The 19,947-nt window shown below is 30.9% G+C and carries 22 protein-coding genes and 1 pseudogene; 20 read left to right on the top strand and 3 right to left on the bottom strand.

Annotated features, from left to right (window positions below):
* Positions 1 to 409: 409 nt before the first annotated feature.
* The 8 genes and pseudogenes from CN692_RS07295 to kynA all read left to right on the top strand — a co-directional run bounded on the left by CN692_RS07295 (position 410) and on the right by kynA (position 8,092).
* Positions 410 to 1,354 carry a nucleoside hydrolase gene (locus CN692_RS07295; RefSeq protein WP_098118492.1) on the top strand — a complete coding sequence of 315 codons (945 nt, stop codon included), beginning with the start codon at positions 410 to 412 and terminating at the stop codon, positions 1,352 to 1,354.
* A gap of 1,255 nt (positions 1,355 to 2,609) precedes the next feature.
* Positions 2,610 to 3,392 (top strand): hypothetical protein, encoded by a 783-nt coding sequence (locus tag CN692_RS07290; protein ID WP_098118491.1) that lies wholly within the window; start codon positions 2,610 to 2,612, stop codon positions 3,390 to 3,392.
* 382 nt (positions 3,393 to 3,774) lie between these two features.
* A complete protein-coding gene (locus CN692_RS07285) occupies positions 3,775 to 4,878 on the top strand; it encodes a GerAB/ArcD/ProY family transporter (protein WP_098118490.1) in 1,104 nt (367 codons plus the stop codon).
* A gap of 14 nt (positions 4,879 to 4,892) precedes the next feature.
* A pseudogene (locus tag CN692_RS26625) lies at positions 4,893 to 5,010 on the top strand (DMT family transporter); the annotation flags it as partial.
* A gap of 347 nt (positions 5,011 to 5,357) precedes the next feature.
* On the top strand, positions 5,358 to 5,696 hold the full coding sequence (locus tag CN692_RS07280) for a hypothetical protein (RefSeq protein WP_098118489.1): 339 nt from the start codon (positions 5,358 to 5,360) through the stop codon (positions 5,694 to 5,696).
* A gap of 204 nt (positions 5,697 to 5,900) precedes the next feature.
* Positions 5,901 to 6,197 carry a hypothetical protein gene (locus CN692_RS07275; RefSeq protein ID WP_098118488.1) on the top strand — a complete coding sequence of 99 codons (297 nt, stop codon included), beginning with the start codon at positions 5,901 to 5,903 and terminating at the stop codon, positions 6,195 to 6,197.
* A 216-nt stretch (positions 6,198 to 6,413) separates the two neighbouring features.
* The gene (locus CN692_RS07270; protein WP_098118487.1) at positions 6,414 to 6,665 is read left to right on the top strand and encodes a hypothetical protein; all 252 of its coding nucleotides are present in this window, start codon (positions 6,414 to 6,416) and stop codon (positions 6,663 to 6,665) included.
* Between the two features lie 587 nt (positions 6,666 to 7,252).
* The gene (gene kynA / locus CN692_RS07265) at positions 7,253 to 8,092 is read left to right on the top strand and encodes a tryptophan 2,3-dioxygenase (protein WP_098118486.1); all 840 of its coding nucleotides are present in this window, start codon (positions 7,253 to 7,255) and stop codon (positions 8,090 to 8,092) included.
* 367 nt (positions 8,093 to 8,459) lie between these two features.
* On the opposite strand, the gene CN692_RS07260 is transcribed toward kynA, so the two are convergent.
* Positions 8,460 to 8,939, bottom strand: a complete 480-nt coding sequence (locus CN692_RS07260) for a DinB family protein (protein WP_098118485.1) — start codon at positions 8,937 to 8,939, stop codon at positions 8,460 to 8,462.
* Between the two features lie 632 nt (positions 8,940 to 9,571).
* On the opposite strand from CN692_RS07260, the gene CN692_RS07250 reads away from it, so the two are divergent.
* The 4 genes from CN692_RS07250 (at position 9,572) to CN692_RS07230 (ending at position 11,583) form a co-directional block, all read left to right on the top strand.
* On the top strand, positions 9,572 to 9,853 hold the full coding sequence (locus CN692_RS07250) for a hypothetical protein (protein ID WP_098118483.1): 282 nt from the start codon (positions 9,572 to 9,574) through the stop codon (positions 9,851 to 9,853).
* 169 nt (positions 9,854 to 10,022) lie between these two features.
* Positions 10,023 to 10,259 carry a hypothetical protein gene (locus tag CN692_RS07245; protein WP_098118482.1) on the top strand — a complete coding sequence of 79 codons (237 nt, stop codon included), beginning with the start codon at positions 10,023 to 10,025 and terminating at the stop codon, positions 10,257 to 10,259.
* 109 nt (positions 10,260 to 10,368) lie between these two features.
* Positions 10,369 to 10,518, top strand: coding sequence for a YxiJ family protein (locus CN692_RS27125; protein ID WP_098118508.1), 150 nt, complete (start codon positions 10,369 to 10,371; stop codon positions 10,516 to 10,518).
* 384 nt (positions 10,519 to 10,902) lie between these two features.
* Positions 10,903 to 11,583, top strand: coding sequence for a hypothetical protein (locus CN692_RS07230; protein ID WP_257143981.1), 681 nt, complete (start codon positions 10,903 to 10,905; stop codon positions 11,581 to 11,583).
* 179 nt (positions 11,584 to 11,762) lie between these two features.
* On the opposite strand, the gene CN692_RS07225 is transcribed toward CN692_RS07230, so the two are convergent.
* Together CN692_RS07225 and CN692_RS07220 are read right to left on the bottom strand one after the other, a co-directional pair.
* Positions 11,763 to 12,179: a hypothetical protein gene (locus CN692_RS07225; protein WP_098118479.1), complete on the bottom strand. Its 417-nt coding sequence runs from the start codon at positions 12,177 to 12,179 to the stop codon at positions 11,763 to 11,765.
* Positions 12,180 to 12,275: 96 nt separating this feature from the next.
* Complete coding sequence (locus tag CN692_RS07220) at positions 12,276 to 12,743, bottom strand: UPF0158 family protein (protein WP_098118478.1); 468 nt, start codon at positions 12,741 to 12,743, stop codon at positions 12,276 to 12,278.
* A 363-nt stretch (positions 12,744 to 13,106) separates the two neighbouring features.
* Here CN692_RS07220 and CN692_RS07215 point away from each other — a divergent pair, with 363 nt between their 5' ends.
* The 8 genes from CN692_RS07215 to CN692_RS07180 all read left to right on the top strand — a co-directional run bounded on the left by CN692_RS07215 (position 13,107) and on the right by CN692_RS07180 (position 19,912).
* On the top strand, positions 13,107 to 13,868 hold the full coding sequence (locus CN692_RS07215) for a DUF2750 domain-containing protein (RefSeq protein ID WP_098118477.1): 762 nt from the start codon (positions 13,107 to 13,109) through the stop codon (positions 13,866 to 13,868).
* Between the two features lie 255 nt (positions 13,869 to 14,123).
* Positions 14,124 to 14,591: a hypothetical protein gene (locus CN692_RS07210; protein ID WP_098118476.1), complete on the top strand. Its 468-nt coding sequence runs from the start codon at positions 14,124 to 14,126 to the stop codon at positions 14,589 to 14,591.
* A gap of 221 nt (positions 14,592 to 14,812) precedes the next feature.
* Positions 14,813 to 15,187 carry a DnaJ family domain-containing protein gene (locus CN692_RS07205; protein ID WP_098118475.1) on the top strand — a complete coding sequence of 125 codons (375 nt, stop codon included), beginning with the start codon at positions 14,813 to 14,815 and terminating at the stop codon, positions 15,185 to 15,187.
* A 188-nt stretch (positions 15,188 to 15,375) separates the two neighbouring features.
* Positions 15,376 to 16,239 (top strand): helix-turn-helix transcriptional regulator, encoded by an 864-nt coding sequence (locus tag CN692_RS07200; RefSeq protein ID WP_098118474.1) that lies wholly within the window; start codon positions 15,376 to 15,378, stop codon positions 16,237 to 16,239.
* Between the two features lie 76 nt (positions 16,240 to 16,315).
* Positions 16,316 to 17,392, top strand: a complete 1,077-nt coding sequence (locus tag CN692_RS07195) for a Gfo/Idh/MocA family protein (RefSeq protein WP_098118473.1) — start codon at positions 16,316 to 16,318, stop codon at positions 17,390 to 17,392.
* Between the two features lie 21 nt (positions 17,393 to 17,413).
* Positions 17,414 to 18,160 (top strand): sugar phosphate isomerase/epimerase family protein, encoded by a 747-nt coding sequence (locus CN692_RS07190; protein ID WP_098118472.1) that lies wholly within the window; start codon positions 17,414 to 17,416, stop codon positions 18,158 to 18,160.
* Positions 18,161 to 18,203: 43 nt separating this feature from the next.
* Positions 18,204 to 18,923: a ThuA domain-containing protein gene (locus tag CN692_RS07185; RefSeq protein ID WP_098118471.1), complete on the top strand. Its 720-nt coding sequence runs from the start codon at positions 18,204 to 18,206 to the stop codon at positions 18,921 to 18,923.
* A gap of 20 nt (positions 18,924 to 18,943) precedes the next feature.
* A complete protein-coding gene (locus CN692_RS07180) occupies positions 18,944 to 19,912 on the top strand; it encodes a sugar phosphate isomerase/epimerase family protein (RefSeq protein ID WP_098118470.1) in 969 nt (322 codons plus the stop codon).
* Positions 19,913 to 19,947: the final 35 nt, after the last annotated feature.

The following is a 19,947-nucleotide window of genomic DNA, read 5'->3' as shown; positions in this document are numbered from 1 at the left end:
TGGTATTTAAAAAAACTATTAATGATACTACTTTTCTTGGGGTTATGTATATTTTGTTTGTGTTATTTTATTTATGAGTAACGGATTGTTTTAGGGTGTTATATAAAAAAAGATTACTCAATCTTATACAACTAAAGCATGCGTTAGTTGAACGAAGTGATCGAACATTTCGTTGGTATTTTTTTGTAGTACCATGACATTGTAGTTAAATTAAATATGATAAAATATTTTTTGAATTGTTATGAAAAAAGTTCCGAAAATCACCTTATAATAAAGTGAAGAAACATCCTGTAGTGAAAAATAGGATGTTTTTTTTATACTTTTCAAATAGAAAACAACATACCATTATATCAAAGGAATAAATAATAAAGAATTGTTTTGAAGCTTTGTTATAAAGGGAGCGAAGCCAGTGGGGAAGAAAGTGTTATTCTTCGGCGATGTTGGAATTGATGATGCAATCGCTTTGGTTTATGCACGTTTAACAGAAGATATTGATATAATTGGGATTGTGGCGGATTATGGGAACGTATCTAAAAAAGAAACAACTAGGAATGTTCGGTTTTTACTTAAAAGGTCAGGGAAAGAATATGTTAAAGTCTTTGGGGGTGCCGAGAATCCAATGACGGGAGAGATCCCAACCTATTACCTTGATATACATGGCCCGTTTGGTTTAGGTCCAATCGATCCAGGTTTAGAGTTTGAGAACTTAGAAAACTTTTGTGAAGTTATTAATTTGATAGAACAATACAAGCATGAACTAATTATTGTGAATACAGGAAGGTTAACTTCGCTAGCCACTCTGTTTATCTTATACGGAGATCTGATGAAAAGTGTGAATTCTTACTATATTATGGGTGGGGCCTTTCTATATCCTGGAAATGTTACTCCAATTGCAGAAGCGAATTTTCATGGAGATCCGATAGCGGCTAATATCGTTATGAAATATGTAAAAGATGCATATATTTTTCCATTAAATGTAACGCAAAATGCCTTAGTTACCCCTTCAATGGTCAATTATATTCATAATAAAGGGAAAACTGATCTTATAAAACCACTATTAGATTACTATTATTTTAAATTTTATCAAAAGAAGGTACCGGGCATACAGGGAAGTCCAGTTCATGATGCTGTAACTCTCATGGCAGTCATACGTAGCGATCTATTTACATTTTATCAATCTGCTGTTGTAATTGATTCAACCGATGTGGCTAGAGGTCAAAGTATTGCAGATTTTCGAGTAACAGATACTCCTGAGAAATTTGATGGGAGACCTTTACAACATATTGCAGTAGGCTTAAATTATGAAGGGTTTTATCAGGATTTTATGTCAGTTATGACTGGAGAGAAATTCTAGATTAAACTTTAACAGAAAGATGTAATATTTATTGGAATCGAATTAAGTAAAGAACCACTAAGATTTTCATAAATAAAATTCAACCAATGCATGCGATTCTTCAATAACGAAGGATCGCTTTTTTATGCAGTTAAATGGCAGTTTTGTTGTAATAGAATAGTTTTTATTGCTTAAAAGTAAGTAACTAGTGAAAAAATACAAACCATTAGCTATTGAATTAATAAATTATATTAAGAAGTTTGTTTGCCATTGCTCAATAATATCACCTAAAAAAAGAGAATCCGGTTTCTCTTTTTTTATTTTAATTTATCTATTTTTTGAATTAGCTGGTGAAATTTATATTCTTGGGGTGTTAGGGATAGTATAAAGTTAGGTGATTCGAATTGTTTAGAAAGATATGGCCAACAGTAATATTATTAATAAGTACTTGTTTTGTATTATTGGAAAGGTATTCCTTTTGTTCTAAGTTTTAAATAGCAAAAGGTCTCTGTAATAGAGTCTTCGTTTTTATGTCGTTTCTACTTTCAATTAACGCATGCATTAGTTGAACAACTTTTAAGCTGCTTCGGTAGCTTTTTTCTTATTCAAGATAATGGCAGTTTAGTTGAATAAGAATGTCTGAAATTTAATGTAAAAAGGGAAAATTTTCTCAAGTTACCTCCTCCCTATTATTGGTATGATAAAAATATCATGAATCCAAACAGAAGGAGGGTTCAAATTGACCCGCAAAAAATGGCTAGTGTGCGTTATTTATATTATCAACATTAACTGCATGCCGTGTACTATACATCAAATTACATTCGACGCCTTCACTAGCAATTCGAACAAAATTGTTTTTCACGCTTCACCCAAATAGTGCGTTGAAGTCGAAGATTTCGCTACATGTAGAAGCCAACAAAGGTTTTCAACCGTATTTACATCTCCACAACGCGAAGGCGTATCGGATTAATCATCCGATAGTAACGCCGAATCCGATGAATGATAAGACGGATTTCATCGTGTATAGGAAAGGATCTTTCTATTCAGCGGAGTATTTAGATTCCGAAATATCCGAAATCGAGGGATGGTAAGCTAAATAAAAGGGTTATTAAACAATAAACCTTATGCGACTAACGCATGCTTTAGTTTGAAAACAAAAAAGGATTATCATTAATCAATCATTCTCTGTTTCACTTGTATGGAAGTTTAAATGAATTGGAAGAAGAATTTCTAGGGGGATCATGAATATTGAGATGAATAAGTTTTGGAGGTATAAGTGGGTAAACTTTATGATTATTACAAGGAGAAGTTATTAAGATTGTTTGGAGCAACACCTAAAAATATAGGATGGACTTCATATGCTACGTTAACTATTGAACCAGAATATCCAGTTGACTTAGAAAATTTAAGTTTCAAAAATATAGATTGGCTAGAACTTTATGAAAATCTTGAAGTAGTTGGAGATTATGATGAGGTCAGCACGGATTTTAGAATTAGAGAATTTATATCAAGTAAAAACCATGAGCCTCACTTTTCATTAATAACAGAATTTTATTTAATGTTAGGTAATCAATTTGAAAACGGTGAAATTTCCATTTTTGTTAATAATAAGTTGGATAAAAAGCTGATATCCGAAGTTATTTTACATTTTAATAATTGTAGAGTTGTATATGAAAATGATTTACCGACTGAGGTAATATTATCTAATCCTAAAAAGGTGTCTTTAAATGAGGTTCATAAACAAGGGATAAATCCTATTATTAGCGATCTTTATGGTAATGTTAGTGAAAGTGAACCAGAATGGAGTCCATCGTTAAGTTACAAAGTAGTTCCAGAAAAAATAGAAAAATACGAAGATCAAAATTTTGATCTATTATTCGAATATCTAATTAGTGCAAAAAAAGATAAACACTTTTTATCATTTTCGTGGTTAAGTCTTGTTTTAGATGAAACTTTAATAGAATCCGTAGCGATTAGATATTTCGCTCACAAATGTAAGAATATGTATTTATGGGTAAATAGAGAGAAAAAAATAACAATGATTCAATTAGAAATTTAAGTAAGATTTTTATTTTTAAAATACTTCTGCTTCAACTAACGCATGCAATAGTTGAACAATAAGATCGGCTTTTTAGCCGGTTTTTTTATTCAACAAAATGGCAGTTTTGTGCAATAAGGATTATCCGAAAATCAATGTGGAAAAGGCTGGATTCCCTCAAGTTACAGTTAGTGGAGATACAATTTTAAATTATAGATAATAACGCTGCGTATCTTAATCTAGGTAAATAGCATTATTTTTCTTTGTATATTAATATTTCTGTATCCAGTATCGATACAGGGTATTTTTGTTATATAAATAATAATTTAGATTCTAAATGGTGAAAATAAACATATTTAAAAAAAGAAAATAGAGGAAATAAATATTAAATGAAGGTACTATCATGAATCGTAAATTAAAAGTAAGTGGTTTTCAATTATTATGTATGATTTTTATGTTTATTAATGGTACATCGCCTCCAATTGAAATCTATTCTTTAGCCAAGCAAGATGCATGGATGAGTTTATTATTAGGACTTACTGTGGGGTGTCTATTATTTCTTGTATATATAAAGTTATATTCATTTTTTCCTGATGTACCATTTACAAAATATATACAAAATATTTTAGGTAAATATGTTGGAAAACTGTTAGCACTAATCTATATATTATATTTTATTTATATAGGTGCACGAGTTTTGCGAAATTTTGAGGAGTTAATGGTTATTACTCTTTACAATGCTTCATCACAAATTTCAATTGGAATATTAATGATGATTGTTGTAATATATGCATGTCATAAAGGATTTGAAATATTTGCACGTGCAAATGAATTTATTTTTTTATTTATAATGTTTATTAGTTTTATAATTATTGGATTAGAGATTATTTCTGGCTTAATCAATATTGATAATTTAAGACCTGTATTAGAAAGTGGATGGAAACCAGTGTTAAAGGCAACTCCGATATTAATTTCAAATCCTTTTGGTGAGATATTTACATTTTCTATGATTTTGCCATATTTAAATAAACAAAAGAAAGCAATAAATGTAGGAATAACATCATTACTATTTTCTGGGCTTATATTGACTTTATTTTCAATGTTAAATACTTCCATAATGGGTGTTTCTGAAATAGAAAGAACCATATATCCACTTCTAACAGCTGTTAGTTATATTAGTATTGCTGATTTTGTTCAAAGATTAGATACCTTTATTATAGTGATTTCGGTATGTAATTATTTCGTGAAGATTACTATATATTTCTATTGTGCGGTGTCAGGAGCAGCAGATTTATTTGGCATTAAGGAAAGTAAGCAGTTAGTTTATCCTACTTCGGTTATAATGTTAGTTTGTTCAATGTGGATGACAACGAATTATGTTGCATTACGTAATGAAGCAAGTGAAGTTGTTCCCTTTTTACTACAAATACCTCTTCAAATTATTATCCCAATTTGTTTAATACTAATAGTGCTAATAAAAAGGAAACTAAAATACCCAGCCTTTTAAAAGAAAATCCCTGAATGTTCGCCCTTTTCTCGGCAATTGGTGGAGTGGCCTCTGTTTTAATTGGTGAGTCTGATCCATCAGTGTTAGTTTGCTGGTTGCTTTTTTTGCTGTATTGGAGCAACGATTGCTTAAGGTTTTGGAACGAGAAATCAGAATATGAAATTGCCTATACAAGGCTAACTAAGGCTTTTCTTTTGTAAATAACGCAATGCTTTATTTATATAACAATGGAAAAGATTTCCATTAAGAAAGACGAATAACTAATACCATTAATAATAATTTTTATATAATAAAGTACAGTTACATTTTTCTAATTTACCAATATCACCTATTTTTTAGGGAAACTCTTTATCCTGTGAGTTTCTCTTTTTTTATTCTTGTTGAACTAAATGGCAGTTTAGTTCAATAAGGAAAAGGAAACCTATGATATAATTTTTCAAGATGTAAATTCCGTTTTTTCATGAAAGGTGGAATTATAAATGGATACAAATGAACTAAGAAAATGGGCAGAAAAACATTCTATTGAAAATTATACAATTGAAAGTTTTTGGGAAACGTTTGAATATTATCAACAGGAAGAAAATGATGAATTTCAGGAAAATTTTGGCGAGGGTTTTGATAAAGAGCAGTTGTTTATTAATATGGAAGGACTAGGTCTTTTTATAGATGCTTGGAATAAAGATGCATATATGCAGTACGGTTTTGATTACGTTACTTCTTATGTTCCAATCGTTTATAAAGATAAGAAAATTGGAGTCTATAAAATGCTTTTCAAGCTAAATGGCGAATGTTTTGATGACTTTTTTATTATTGATTAGTTAGTACTTATAGAACTAACGCACTGCAAAAGTTGAAAAAGATGGGTTGCTTCGGCAGCTCTTTTTTCATTCAACTATATGGCAGTTTAGTTACATAAGAATAATTTGAAATTCTAAGTAAAAAAGGTGAAAATCCCCCAAATTATAATACTTACTTTGATGTTAAAATCAAATTAGTATTATAAAAGATAGGGGGATAAAAAATTGACTACCAGAGAATTTATTAAAGAACAAACTTTCAACGTAACATTTAATATAACATTAATAATTTCACTTATATTGAGATACACAGGTGTATTAGAGAGAAGAGAGAACAAATCTTTAGTGATTGTTTTAATTATCTTTTTAGTCTTTTTCATAATAGCTAAGTTAATAAATAAATTATTATTAAAACTAAATCTATTAGAAGATGTATTAGAGCAAAAAAGAAAAAGAAAATATTTGCGATTAATAAATTGCTCTTATATTTTTATAGTCGTTATTGTAATATTTGGAAGGTAAATCAACTAACTCATGCGTTAGTTGAACAACCTAAAAGCTACTTCGGTAGCTTTTTCTTATTAAAGTAAATGGCAGTATAGTTGAATAAGGTGAAAAATAAAAAATGATATATTTTTGCAAAATTAGAATTATATCAATTTACCATATAATAATAATAATTAAGAGTTTGCATTTCAGCTCTTCAATAAGAAAAAGATTTTATTTAGGAGGAGTATTTTGAAATTAGGTAGACTAATTGGAATAAGCCTAACAATCCTGTTAGTTGAAATTGAAGGATTTATTAAAGATAAATTGCATTATCATTTCCAATCCGAAAATGTATTCTATCCTATAATTCTAGGTGTTTTGGCGGGATTAACTATATTTAAAATAGAAAAGATAAACCCAACTATTTCTAATGAAAAGATTAACGGCATCATTAGTACTTGTGTTTTGTTTTTTTATTATCATAGTTCCATTTTTACTTAACTTTATGTAACTAACTACTGCATTAGTTGAACAAGGAAATGTAGATATAAGAAATAGAATTAAACCCAGTATTTAAAAGCACTTTATATTGAGCAAATAGGAAGCGGAAAATTGGTCTTTATGGTACAGAAATTAAATATAAAGGTTCTTATACAATTGTAGACCGTATAGAAGGTTTAGACGTTAGACTGTATGTTCAAGAAGAAGATGGAGGTCTATCAAACTATAATAAGATACCGCTTCAAGACCTTCTTACATATTTAAATTGATTTATCCAATTGTACTTTCGATAATCCGTCAAAATTCGTAGTAAACGCTCCTTTTAAACATTACAAAGAGATCAATATTCTTACGTAACTAGCGGATGCGTCAGTTGGACATCATTTTTATTATCACTAATATAAAGCCACTTATCTGCTATAAATTTGTAAAAATAAAAGAGACTTTAAAAACAGATTTGAGATCCATAAAATTAATAATTGAGTTGTCGTTTTGTACATACAATTTTAAAAAAAGTGATTTATTTTAACTAAGCAATAAGAAAATGTATTAAAATAAAATAGATTGATTATGAGGGGGCTTATAGAATGGGAAACATAGATAATAAAAATCTCGAAAATAGTATTCAATTAGACTTTCAAAAAGAAATGTCATACGGTGATTATCTCAGCCTTGATCAGATTTTATCAAGCCAACATCGACTTTCGAACCACCATGATGAGATGCTTTTTATCATCATTCATCAAACAAGCGAGCTTTGGATGAAGCTAATTTTACATGAAATGAATTCGGCGATTGCTTGTATTCGCCGCAATGATTTAGAACCATCAATTAAAATGCTGGCACGTGTTTCCCGCATTCAACAACAGTTAATCCAGTCATGGAGCGTCCTTTCGACGTTGACACCATCTGAATATATGCAATTCCGTGACAAACTGGGCCATTCCTCTGGATTCCAATCCTATCAGAATCGCTTGATTGAATTTGCGCTAGGAAACAAAAATGCACATACGCTGGCTGTTTATCAACATCAGAAGGAGTTACATTCGATGTTGCTAAATGCTCTTCATGAACCGAGTATTTATGATGCTGCCATATCTGCACTTGTGGCGCATGGTTTATCGGTTGATAAAGAAGCTCTTGAACGTGACTGGTCACAAAGCTATGAACCAAATGAGAGTGTTGAAAATGCATGGCTGACAGTCTATCGCAATCCCGAACAATATTGGGATCTATATGAGTTGGCAGAGAAGCTAGTCGATATTGGCAACCAGCAGCAGCTGTGGCGCTTTAATCACATGTCGACGGTTGAAAGAATTATCGGCAATAAGATGGGAACAGGCGGATCTTCAGGAGTTAGTTATTTAAAAAGAGTTCTAGATCAACAATTTTTCCCGGAGCTTTTGAGTTTGCGTACAAAGCTTTAGTAGAAAAGAGGCTGACTCAGGGGAACTGAAGATGGATCAAAGTGATTAAATATAAATTTTTAATAATACTGGCACCAAATTTATGCTTCTTTCGAATTTGATTACGTTGAAAAGAAAGTAATTAAATTTGATGTGAATCTAAAAATTGGAAGGGCATATGTAGAACGTGTGAAGTGTTTATCAAAACAATTTCTAGCAAAAGGTAACTTCCTTAAAGAAGTTGCCTTTTTGAGTTTCTTGTAACGAATTTTAGGTTCGTATAGCAAATAAAGGATTCTTCTTGTTCAACTAACTAATGTTTTAGTTGAATAAAAAAAGAAAACCACCTCTTTTAAATATGGTTAAAATTCCTCTGAAAGTCCAATTGTTAAATATCGAATAAACTCCTACCAATCAAGTTTGCAGTAACTGGCTTTTTTCCAATTTCTCGTGACCATATAGATAATTGACCAATGTGGTGGATCTCATGGACGATAACATGCCGCATTACTTCACCGTATCTATGTGCTTCCTGTTTACCATCATCCAAGATATCAATCATTATGTGATCTTCAAGGCCATCGTTCCAATCGTAGATAAATGGAGCAAGTTCCACGTGACGACTGTTGGAAAAATCCTTTATTTTTTGTAGGCTGGCCACTTCCTCGAACAAAGGGATATTAATCGATTTTTCTAGAATCCCACCACATATCCAACCATACTCGACTGCCACAATGTGATAGAGCGTTGGAAGGATGTACCCTACACCACCATTGTGTCTTTTCATCAACTCTTCTACGCTCACATTTTCACACCAGTCGAACCAGTCATTGCGGACTTGCCAGTTATATTCGAATAGTTTCAACATTGTTGTTACCTCCTATAACGTTAACTTTGTCTATTTCAACTATAATTCGTCATATTAACCTGTTGATACTCCCCGTTAGCTTAACAGGGAGTATCAACACTTAGCGTGATTCTATAATTTTAAAAAGTTATGCAACTAACGGGTGCGATTCTTCAATAACGAAGTATCGTTTTTCTTATGCAGCTAATGGCAGTTTAGTTGAACAAGGAAAGGACTATTTATCATTAATATAGAATAAATAATGGTAGTTAAATATAGATAAATTGTATGAAAAGTGTGATTCAAAAAGGGGTGATATATTTGCCAACAAGCGATTCTTTTTATTTAATTTTATTAATAATTTCATTCATAATTTCATTTATTACAATTTTCACTTCTTATAAAAACAAACTAAAGAAAAATTTTATTGCTGGGATTATTCTTTCGACAATAACTGGTGGATTTTTGATATTAATTTTATTTCTAACTATTTTTGACAAATAAAAAAGAATTTGTTTCTCTATTTAAACTAGAAATTAAATTAGTACTCAATTAATCATTATCGTTTTACAACTAACGCTCTGCGATAGTTCAACTGAATAAATAAATTCAGTTATAAACATGAATTAAACCCTTCGAAGGCGAGTGGTCCTATGAATGTAATATGGATTAACGGTAGCTACAAAGAAGATAATTATATTTTCGAAACACATCGGCAAGCAGAAATGTGGGCTGATGCATTATATCCAGATTTTGGTCTGTATTTACGTTCTAATACAAATGTGGGATACTCTACACCTGATGAAAAGGTGGTAAAGTGTTTGGCAAATCTTTTACCTGAATGGTTAATGCACAATAATACAAAAGGCAGAATTTGTTTACAAGAAGAAAAAATTAACGGAAAAATGATATATAAAATATGGGTAGAAAAGTAATGGATGTTTTGCAACTAATGCAGTGCATGAGTTGAATAAAAGCTGCCAATTCAGGTGGCTTTTTCTTATTCGACAAAATGGCAGATAGTTAAATAAAAGTATGTGTAAAGGAATCCCTCATAGTAATATGAATATAATTAGTTATGGAGTTTTATATGGGGGAGAAACCATGTGGGTAGGGGGCATTTTATTAGTATTGATTATAGGGCTTATTTCAATTGTTCAATTAATATTAAATAGAAAATGGGAATTAATATATACAGCGTACGGATATGAAGACTATTTTAAGACCATTTCTAAATTGAAAGATGAAGGTGTAAAGTATAAAGTAGAATTACCAGTAAATGCTCGAAGTGATCGATTTAACGATAATACCCAATACGATATTTATGTTAAAAGGAAATAGCAAAAGTTTTGATAAAATTTTCATATGCAACTAAAGCATTGCATTAATATGCGAAAATCAACATTTTGGTTTAACATAGCCATTTAATAGTTCCTATGGATCAGGTGTAATTTTACACTTTTCATTCTTTGAGCGGTTTGCACAATATAAATTTATTGAATTTAAGATTGGTGACTATAAAAAGTTTAGCCGAGAGTTTAATGACTTTGAAGAAGTAAGGTGTTTGTTGTTGGAGTTAATTAACATTTATAGGAATTAACTAAAATAATTTTCTACTAACCTAAACATCTCCTTTCAAAAACAAGCTAACTGTTGTTATTTCTTGGGAAAAATAATATAATTATATAAAATAATAATTAAACTTAGATCCTTTGTGAAAGGGTGTTAAACAATGAATTTCACTATTTACTTTGGGAATCATGAAGATAAAGAAGTACATACAATGGATTGTTATGTAGATGTTGAGGAAGAAACTGTTTCTTAAGAAATCGATCAAATAAGCGTAATTTCAAGGATGCGAAAAATTTCGTATCCTTTTTTCATTTTTAAGATTTACATTTTAAATTATATTGTGTATGATTAAAATATAAAACACGAACTAATGTTCTACTATATATATTTTAGTATGAAAGGAACTTGCATGATGAAAAAAACTGGAGCAACTAAAAGGAATTCTAAAACGCCTATTATATCCAATACAGGTTTTATCGGGGCAAGTTTCATTGATACGGAAGAATTGCAAGAAAATACATATTATTTCACAAGGAAACATCCATTAATTATACATGAAGTATTAAACGGCCTATTACAAGCAGCGTGTACATTGTTTCAAAAGCAAAATATTCCAGCATATATAACTTGTGAATATTTACGTACGGAAAAGAAAATTGGATTAATTTTATCAAAAAAGCCATTCGAGAAAGAAGAGGGCATTCGTTATTTTATTGAATATCTTCGTGAAATTGGCCATTTGAAAAATGAAAAAACAGTAAGGGCTGAAATTTCTAATACAGGATTTATTGGGGTAATATTCGTGGATCTATCTTATGTTACAAGGTTTACATTCGAGACGGAAATGAAAATGCTTTCTGCGTTCGCTATTAATTTCATGGAGCCGTTAAAAGAAATTTATCATCAACATAAAATACATTTATACTTGTCTGGTGTGGAACTTCAAAAGGAAGATAAACTAGGATTTGTATTATCTAAGAACCCTTATGATGAGCGAAAAGAAGCGAGCTTGTACTTTAAGGAGTATTTGAGAGAAAGAGGAATGTTAAAAAATTATAAAGAAAATGTGTTTATTCAAAGACACCGAGCTTAAATATTAATCATACATATTTCAACGATCAATATTGATTTATATAATCGAATTATCGAAAAGTGAAACTGGTGGTTTTAACGGTATCTCTTTTCTTTAATTTATAAACTAAAAAAGAGGCTATCAAATTAGACAGCCCTTAATTTTAAAGAACAAAAGTATGATTTTATTCAATAAGAATTTCATGTGGATTTTTTTAGTCTAGTTCCAATAAACGTTGTAATGAATAAAGAAACAGGATAGAAAATTAAAAAGAACAACAGTATTAATCCAGCTCCGAAATTATCATCATTTAGATCATTATTTGGAAATAAAAAACCTGTTAATATAATAAACAAAACGAAATATGGAAGCCATATAACAGAAGAAAATAAAGACCAAAGTCTAGATTCTAACCATTTTTTTGTTAGCAAAGGAACTATAATAAACGATACAATCAAGAATATTAATGCTACTCCTAATAAAATGTTCCATATTAAATTTGAATTCAATCCTGTTAAATCATGGATTTGTTCGCTGCTGAATAGTGAATAAATAAATAGGCACACAAGTAACCCATAAAGAGCACTCACTGCGTTAAGTTTCAAAAAGTAATTCAAAAAATACAGCTCCAATACTAAAAGTAATTTATTTTCCAGTAATCCCATCGTCCTATTAAATTAGTACTACCTGTAACTTTTCATCTCGAACCCAAGCTACTCTATGTATTCAACTTCATTATTTTGACACCACGCTATCGCTAACTCTTTATAGCGATTGTCACGATATTTATACCAATCCATTTCAATTTCAAAATCTTTGATCGTATCTTTAAATCTTCTAAACGCTCCTTTTCCGCCGATTGTTCTTAGTAGTATTCTTTGAATTTTCTCATCAGGAATCGTCAAACAAAAATCTTCTATTATTTGATATTCATTAATTTCATATTTTGTTGGCAGTTCCTTGTAATCCTCAAAATTTTCAACAATTTCATTCGCAATTTCTAAATTTTCTATTTGCCAATCATGTAAATTATTTATTGGTTTTTCATCTTCAGCATCTATAAGATCATCTTCAGATACTGAAATTACTTCTCCAGTTCTTATATTAACGAAAGAACGATAACCATCATTTTGCATTTCCATTTCTTCAATAATATCTTTAATCTTTGCTTTATTTGCCATTTTAGAATCACCTTCTTTTTTTATATTAAGCTTTCAAATGTGTTAGATAGTTACAATCTTTCTACTATCATTTACTTTATAATTCTAATAATGGAAGCTCCATTCCTTCAATATTTTAATTTTTATCTAAACAGGTATCACATTCAGCTTCACTTATTATAACAATCACTTATGCACTTAAACTGCCATTTACTTTTTAAAAAATGTGCGACTTAATTGATGATCATGTTGTACAACTAATGCCTGCGTTTGTTGTAGAATAAATACAGGATGAATCTTCTTTTTTCGTTTGTCACAGTCGAAGAAGGTTTAAGGTGATAAATTAACGAATTTACCAATAAAAATAAAAAGGGTAAAGATGCTATGAAAAATATACAATCCCCGCGTACAGGTTTAAGAGTTAGATGCGAAAAAGGCGTAGAACCAAGTGTTAGACAATCTTGTTTAGATTTTGCTGCGTGGTTACGTTTAAAAATGAAATTTCCGATTAGAGTTGTTGTTTATCTGAAAAAAGCTTATCAAATAAAAGCAATTGATAAAGAAATGGTTAGTGCAACTTTTTTTGGACCGTATGATAAAAATGTAGAACCATTTATAAGAGTTGCAACAGGAGACTATGAAGAACTAGTTTTAGAAATTGGAGAAGAGAATGCTATTTATGCAATTCTAAATTGTATGGCTCACGAAATTATTCACTATCTACAATGGCTTAAAGATCCTAACTTTGATGTTGAAATGGCAGAAGTTGAAGCTGATAGCGGTAGTATAAAATTAGTGGATGAGTTTTATGGTTATGACTTCATAAACGAGATAATTGAACGGCAAAAAGTATGGACGATTCAAAACAATGAAGGTATTCCGACCACTTCAAGTGACAGGGAAGAATCAATGCCGTTTTGGTCGTCAAAATTAAGAACTGAGAATGTTATTAAAAGTGTACCCGTATATCATGATTATCAAGTTCTAGAGATGTCTTTCGAAACTTTCAAAAATGTTTGGTTACCTCGCCTTGATAAAGATGGACTATATATTGCAGCCAATTTAAGTGGGGAAAGTTTAGTTGGGAATGACTGGAGACCTGAGGAGTTGCTTGAACAAATACAATTTAAACTTGATGATGACTGAATGCATTTGTTCAAATTGGGATGATTTTGAAGGAGAAATAATAGAATTTAACTGAAGAATTTATCTCTAACAGAGGGTTTCATACATAAATGAGAATTGAGTATTCCTAGTAGTACAATTTTTACATAAGGATAAAGGTTTAACTATACCTAGAAAACAATTAATAATATCAAATATTCAACCATTTTCTCCTATATATTATTTTAGTTCCTTCTCGTAAGATAAAACTAGAGAATTAAATTAGGAGTGTTCATTTTGAAAGTATTATTAAAGAAAGTGTCTGCTGCAATTAGTTTTACAATGCTAGTTCCAAGTCCCATTATCTTTCCAATGTTGTTTTTTTTATTTGTGATGTCTACTGACTCCGATGGTACCGGTGCTGGTGGAGAATTATCAGGATCTTTTTACTTTACAATGTATTTATTAGGCTATTTTGTTTCGATCTTATTGATTATTTGTATTATTACAAGAATCATAATCAATAAAAGTACAAATTTTAAGCTTATTAGCTGTATTGGAGTGTTTTTTTTATACGTAATTTTACAGAAAATCCCTTACACTAGTACGTATAGTTTCTTATTAATTCCATTTGGAGTTTTCTTATTAATGACTATAGCAATCTATGACAAGCTTGATTCGTGGAAAAAGCCTTTTATATGGTTTTTAATACTCTTTCCTTATATTATTTTCGCACTTATGCTTTTTGGTAGCTTAAGTATTTAAGAGATATGAATTACATATAAACGAATTCAAATAAACCTCTTCCGTAATATGGTCGAGGTTTATTTTCTATATCCATAGTGAACAAATTATTTAAAAAAGTTCACAATTTGGTTAAAGTTATACTCTTACATAAATCATTCCAATGCATAAGATAAAGAAAGGAAATTGTTAAAAATTAACGAATTAAGTAGTGTAGGACAAACTAAAAAGGTGGCAAAAATATGACGAATAATGGAAAATATGTAGATTGGTTAAGCGAAATTGTTAAACGTCATGAAGAAGAAGGTGGGTTTGAAGATTTACCTGGATTAGGTAAGCCGTTACCTAAAGAGCTACTAAAAGATGATTTATTAACAACAGTCATTAAAAAGTCGGGTTATAAACCAGATTGGGTAGATCAGCAGAAGAAAATATATAAGAAGCTACAATCTATTTTAGAAAAATTAAAAACAGATTCTAAAAGTAAAGATGTAACAAAAATGATTTCAGAAGTAAATGATGATATTAAAAAATATAACTTAGGCTGTCCTTTTTCAATGCAAAAAAATTATATTAATAAGGATAATATAGAGAAACAATTGATTTTTTGGAATTAAGTTTGTGAAAATATGAACGATTATGTTTGATGTTTGTACTAATAGAATAGTATAAACATCTTTTATTTTTTGCCGGATAGCAATATGAATCGAATGCATGAAGATGTTAAATCTAGGAAAAAAATTTAAATTAGTGTTAATGTAAAATAAAGTACAAAAGAACTAATAGTTGTATTGGGGGAATAGATATGGGAGCTACTCTTGAAATCCGACGATTAGATCGGAATTTTCCTTTTTGTTTATTTTCAAATGACGGAGCTACTTTAGTCAGTCATCATTGGCATAAAGAGGTAGAAATTATTTATGTTCAAAAAGGTATTTTAAAAATTGGAGTAAATGATGAATTGCTTCATTTAGAAGAAGGGGAATTTTACATTATTAATAGTGGAGACATTCATTATTTTTTATCTTCACCAAATAGTATGAGATTAGTCGTGCAATTTGATTTTACAATTTTCGAAGATGTACAGTTTTTAAAGAAACATAATTTAGAATTAATTGAACTGTTTAATTGCATTCAAAAATCTAGTGTACTTTGGAATGAAGAAGTTAAACAGAAAATGATTATATATCTTAATGAACTTGAGAGTGAATTTATCACTAAAAATGAAGGTTATGAATTAGCGATTAGAGCTAGACTTTATGATATTTTACTACTAATCTATCGCGAACTACCTCATACAGAAAACAATAAGCTGAACTATCCTAATAAGAAAGCTAGTTTATTAAAATTAGAAAAAATATTTCATTATATAGAAGAAAATTATATGAATGACATTACTCTAAATGATATTGCAAATTATATTGGGTTTACGAATACGTATTTTGCTAAGTTTTTTAAAAAATACACAGGTTCGACTTTTTGTCATTTTGTTAATCAATACAGAATTACGAAAGCACAATGGTATTTATTTAATGAAGATCTGCCAATTACTGAAATTGCGTATAATGTTGGTTTCATGAATGTGAAAACGTTTAACAGATTATTTAAAAATGAGGTTGGTTTATCTCCGACTCAATATAAAAAAAAGACAATATTTGAGAAGTTTTAGGCAAGGAGTATGGAAGATTCGAACGGAATTTTTCTATAAACTGGAAATGTAAATAACATTTCTGGAGGTTTTCATATTGAAATTAAAAGTTGGAATTATCGGTTGTGGCGGAATTGCAAATGGTAAACATATGCCAAGTTTAGCAGCATTAGATAATGTAGAAATGGTAGCTTTTTGTGACATTATTGAAGAACGCGCTATTAAAGCGAAGAAGCAATTTGGTACTGAAGAAGCTAAAACTTATACAGATTATAAGGAATTATTAAAAGATCAATCGATTGATGTAATTCACGTTTGTACACCAAATAAATCTCATTCTTTTATTACAATTGATTCTTTAGAAGCAGATAAACATGTCATGTGTGAAAAGCCGATGGCAAAAACCTCTGCAGAAGCAAAAGCAATGGTAGAAGCTTCAAAACGCACTGGTAAAAAATTAACGATTGGATATCAAAATCGTTTTCGAAGCGATTCACAGTATTTAAGTCAAGTTTGCCAAAGTAATGAATTAGGTGAAATATACTTTGCGAAAGCACACGCAATTAGAAGAAGAGCGGTTCCAACTTGGGGAGTATTTTTAAATGAGGATGAACAAGGTGGAGGTCCATTAATTGATATAGGTACACATGCATTAGATTTAACGTTATGGTTAATGGATAATTATAAACCTAAATTTGTTGTTGGAAACGTTTACCATGAATTATCGCAAAATGAAAATGCTGCGAATGCATTTGGACCATGGGATCCAAAGGAGTTTAAAGTGGAAGACTCTGCTTTTGGATTTGTTACGATGGAGAATGGTGCAACCGTTTTCCTAGAATCAAGCTGGGCATTAAATACTCTTGAAGTTGGAGAAGCTCAAGCTACGCTTTGTGGAACTGAAGGTGGAGCTGATATGAAAGATGGCCTTCGAATTAATGGAGAAGCTTATGGAAGACTATATGATAAAAAAGTTGATATACATACGGGCGGCGTAGCTTTTTATGAAGGCGCAACAGATACTGCTGAAGTACTGGAAGCAAGACAATGGATTGACTGTATTATTAATGATACGGAACCGGTTGTTAAACCTGAGCAAGCATTAGTTGTAACTCAAATTTTAGAAGCAATCTACGAATCTTCAAAATCAAAGAAACCAGTATTCTTTAACTAATTAGAATTGGAGATGAAATAAATGACTCTACCAATTGCACTACAATTATGGAGTGTGAAAGAAGACGCAGAATTAGACTTTTTCGGTACATTAGAAAAAGTAGCAAAAATGGGATACGACGGTGTTGAATTTGCTGGATATTATGGTAAAAGTGCATCTGAAATAAAAGCTGTATTAAATAAGTTAGGATTAAAAGCTGCCGGAGCTCATGTAAGTGCAGATCAGATCCTTCATCAGATTGATGATGTAATCGCTTTTGAAACAGAATTAGGAAATAAATATATAGTTTGTCCATGGGCAAATTTTAATAGTTTAGAAGAATGGAAGGAATTTGCAGAACAATTACAACATTCTGGTAAGAAACTTTCGGAAGCTGGACTATCATTAGTTTATCACAATCACGCTCATGAATTAGTTGCTGTAGAGAATGAATATATTCTCGATATTCTGTTAAACGCTGTACCAAGTAATCTCTTAAAAGCAGAATTGGATACTTATTGGTTAGAATTTGCAGGTGTTGATGCCGTTGAATTTATGAGTAAGTATAAGGGAAGAACGCCATTAATTCATGTGAAGGATATGGCTCAATCCAAAGAGGAAAGTACTGAAATAGGAAATGGAATCATGAATATAAAAGGCATTGTACAACAAGCAAAGCTAAATTCAGTCGAATGGTTAATTGTTGAGCAAGAAGCGTTTACGAAACCGCAATTGGTAAGTGTTGAAATCGGATTGAATAACTTAAAGAAAATTTTAGCTGAAGCTTAAGTTGCTAGTAAAATAAGAAAATTTATCGAGATGGGTGAGTCATATGGTAAAAGTAACGGTTTGGAATGAAAATAGACATGAACAAAAAAATCCAGTTGTAAAAAGTATTTATCCAAACGGTATACACTCAACAATTGCGAGTTTTTTAGAAGGAGCAGGATATGACACATTAACTGCTACATTAGAACAACCTGAACATGGTTTAACATACGAAGTGTTAGAAAATACGGATGTATTAATTTGGTGGGGGCATCTTGCTCATAACGAAGTAGAAGATGAAATTGTTCAAAAAGTTTATGAAAAAGTATTGCAAGGCATGGGGTTAATTGTTCTTCATTCCGGACATTTTTCGAAGATTTTCAAAAAGTTAATGGGCACTAGCTGTGATTTAAAATGGCGTGAAGCAGCGGAAACCGAGAGACTTTGGGTTGTAGATCCAACTCATCCAATAGTAGAGGGAATTGGTGAATATATTGAAATTGATCAAGAAGAAATGTATGGTGAACATTTTGATATACCAACACCAGATGAACTAGTACTTGTAAGTTGGTTTAAAGGCGGAGAGGTATTTAGAAGTGGTTGTACATTTAAAAGAGGAAACGGGAAAATCTTTTACTTTAGACCAGGCCATGAAACTTATCCAACATATCATCAAAAAGAGGTTCAAAAAATCATTACAAATGCCGTAAGTTGGGCAAACAGATCCAAACGAAATTATCCTTCATATGGACATCATGAGCCAATTGAGTCATTAAAAGATTAATAGATTGGGGCGGAAAAACGATGAAACTAGGCGTATTTACAGTATTATTTGCAGAAAAATCGTTTGAAGAAATGCTTGATAAAGTTGCAGACGCGGGATTAAAGGCTGTAGAAATCGGAACAGGCTGTTATCCTGGTAATGCTCATTGTCCTTTAGATGATTTATTAGAAAATGAGCAACTTAGAAAAGAATATATTGAAAAAGTTGAAAAACGTGGATTAATCATTAGTGCGTTTAGCTGTCACGGAAACCCAATTTCACCTGATAAAGCATTTGCGAAAGAATCTCATGATGTTCTTGCTAAAACAATTAAACTGGCATCGCTATTAGAAGTTCCAGTTGTAAACTGCTTTTCTGGTACAAGTGGTGACCATGAGGGCGCTAAATATCCTAGTTGGCCTGTAACTGCTTGGCCAAATGAATATGGAGATGTACTGAACTGGCAATGGGAAGAAAAGCTAATACCTTATTGGAAAGAAATGGGTAAATTTGCAAAAGACCATCACGTAAAAATTGGCATAGAGCTGCATGGAGGATTTTTAGTTCATACACCTTATACATTATTAAAGTTACGCAATGAAACATGTGATGCGATTGGCGCGAACTTAGATCCTAGCCATCTTTGGTGGCAAGGTATCGATCCGGTAGCTGCTATTAAAATACTTGGTAAAGAAAATGCAATCCATCATTTCCATGCGAAGGATACATATATCGATCAAGATAATGTAAATATGTATGGTTTAACCGATATGCAGCCATATGGTGAAGTTCAAACTAGAGCGTGGACATTCCGTTCTGTAGGCTGTGGTCATAGTTTAAAAGAGTGGTCAGATATGATGAGCGCACTTCGTACTTTTGGATATGATTATGTCGTTAGTATTGAGCATGAAGATCCAATCATGTCAATTGAAGAAGGATTTACTCGTGCCGTTAGGAATTTACAGACTGTATTGATAAATGAAGAACCATCGCAAATGTGGTGGACTTAATAGTTAGCTAAACAATCCAAAAAAAGTTGGTGTAA

Origin of the sequence: Bacillus sp. AFS002410, from assembly GCF_002556365.1 — a bacterium.
Classification (GTDB): Bacteria; Bacillota; Bacilli; order Bacillales; family Bacillaceae_G; genus Gottfriedia.
Note: the sequence above shows the minus strand (reverse complement) of the source record. Positions and strands in the feature narration are given on the sequence as shown.